2 protein-coding genes are annotated in these 1828 nt (G+C 44.9%); both read right to left on the bottom strand.

What is annotated here, in order from left to right; translation table 11 throughout:
• Nucleotides 1-15: 15 nt before the first annotated feature.
• Nucleotides 16-1398 carry a DNA repair protein RadA gene (radA, locus tag WBA23_RS19270; RefSeq protein ID WP_424583910.1) on the bottom strand — a complete coding sequence of 461 codons (1383 nt, stop codon included), beginning with the start codon at nucleotides 1396-1398 and terminating at the stop codon, nucleotides 16-18.
• Nucleotides 1399-1421: 23 nt separating this feature from the next.
• Nucleotides 1422-1828: GyrI-like domain-containing protein (locus tag WBA23_RS19265; protein WP_424583909.1), on the bottom strand; the 407-nt coding region annotated here is incomplete at its 5' end.

Below are 1828 nucleotides of genomic sequence, written 5' to 3'. Positions count from 1 at the left end.
CATATATCAGATAAGCTATTTCACCAAATGATCAATCATACTTTCCAATTTGCTCATGCTATGAATCTGAATTTTATGTTTCTTCTGATCTAGCCCTTTAGTGTTAAACTTTGAGATGAAAATCTCTTCAAACCCTAGCTTTTCGGCTTCACTTATTCGGCTCTCAACCCGATTTACTGCCCGGATTTCACCGCCTAAACCTACTTCAGCCGCAAAGCAGATACGGCTGGAAATAGGGACATCCAGAAAGGAAGAAACCAGCGAAGCACAAACCGCCAAGTCAATAGCGGGATCTTCTACCTTTAGCCCTCCGGCCATGTTCAAAAATACATCCTGCGTGCCCAGCCGATAACCTACTCGCTTTTCTAGCACTGCCAATAGCATGTTTAGCCGACGGGCATCGTAGCCGGTAGCGCTGCGTTGGGGCGTACCATAGGCTGCCGAACTCACCAGCGATTGTATTTCTATTAGTAGCGGACGGTTTCCCTCCATAGTAGCTCCAATAGTGATGCCGCTCAACTCGCCCTCTCGCTGAGAAATAAGAATTTCGGAAGGGTTACTCACCTGCCGTAAACCCGTATCTAACATTTCGTAAATACCTAGTTCAGAGGTAGACCCAAAGCGGTTTTTAATCGTCCGTAGAATCCGATATGATAAATGACGGTCGCCCTCAAATTGCAAAACCGTATCTACCATATGCTCCAGCACTTTTGGCCCGGCAATACTGCCCTCTTTAGTAATATGTCCAATTAAAAAAACCGAAGTATTGCTTTCCTTAGCGAACCTCATCAACTCTCCGGTACATTCCCGCACCTGCGAAACACTACCTGCCACCGATTCAATATGACTAGACCGTAATGTCTGGATAGAATCGATGATAACAATATTGGGCTGAAGCTGCTCAATTTGTTTGAATATAGCGGCCAGGGCCGTTTCACCTAAAATGTAGCAAGAAGGTTTAGTGTTAGAGGCCGTAAGTCGCTCAGCTCGCATTTTAATCTGCTGATTACTTTCTTCCCCTGAAACGTATAGCACCTTCTGCGACAACGATACCGCAATCTGCAACATTAGCGTAGACTTACCGATGCCCGGCTCCCCCCCAATTAACACGAGCGAGCCAGGCATAATACCCCCGCCCAGCACCCGATTTAGTTCAGCATCTTGCGTGTTAGTACGATACTCCTGCTGATATTCAATTTCCTGAAGAGGCACTGGGCGAGTAGCCACTTTCTCTTTAGGTTGATTACTCCGCCAAGTAGGCGTTTGGGTTTCTTTTTGGACTACTTCCTCTACGTAAGTATTCCAGGCAGCACACGAAGGACACCGGCCCTGCCACTTAGGTGAAGAAACTCCGCATTCCTGGCAGACATATACAGTTTTTACTTTGGATTTAGCCATTGATGGGTCTTAAATTTTGGGAATTAGGATTTGGGAATTACTGGAATCCAGGTTTCTTCTTCGGAATTAGAATCATTGTTTCTGTACTTCTCGCCCATTAGCGCAAAATGGGGTCGATCGTTTAATTGGTAACCCGAATTTGGCAGCCAGCTTCCGTAAATATTCTGATAGAACTGAGTGAATTCACTCGATTTTCCTTGATAAGTGAACACTGCATAAAGTCCAGTGGAAATAGTCAGCTTCTCCATCTTGTTAGGAATAGCTTCATAATCACGAGCCTGAACTGCGGCCCACTTTTCAAATTCATGCGTTGGGTCAAACTGTTCGAAGAAATCTAGATTGTCATAAACTTCTATTGAGTAAAACGCAGTTCCAATAGTATTTGTAATTGTGCTTCGCTTGGACATGAAGGCTTGCCACAATTCTTTTG

It is taken from the genome of Tunicatimonas sp. (assembly GCF_049647865.1).
Taxonomy (GTDB): domain Bacteria; phylum Bacteroidota; class Bacteroidia; order Cytophagales; family Cyclobacteriaceae; genus Tunicatimonas.
The sequence above is the reverse complement of the archived record's forward strand: the minus strand, read 5'-3'. Positions and strand labels throughout refer to the sequence as shown.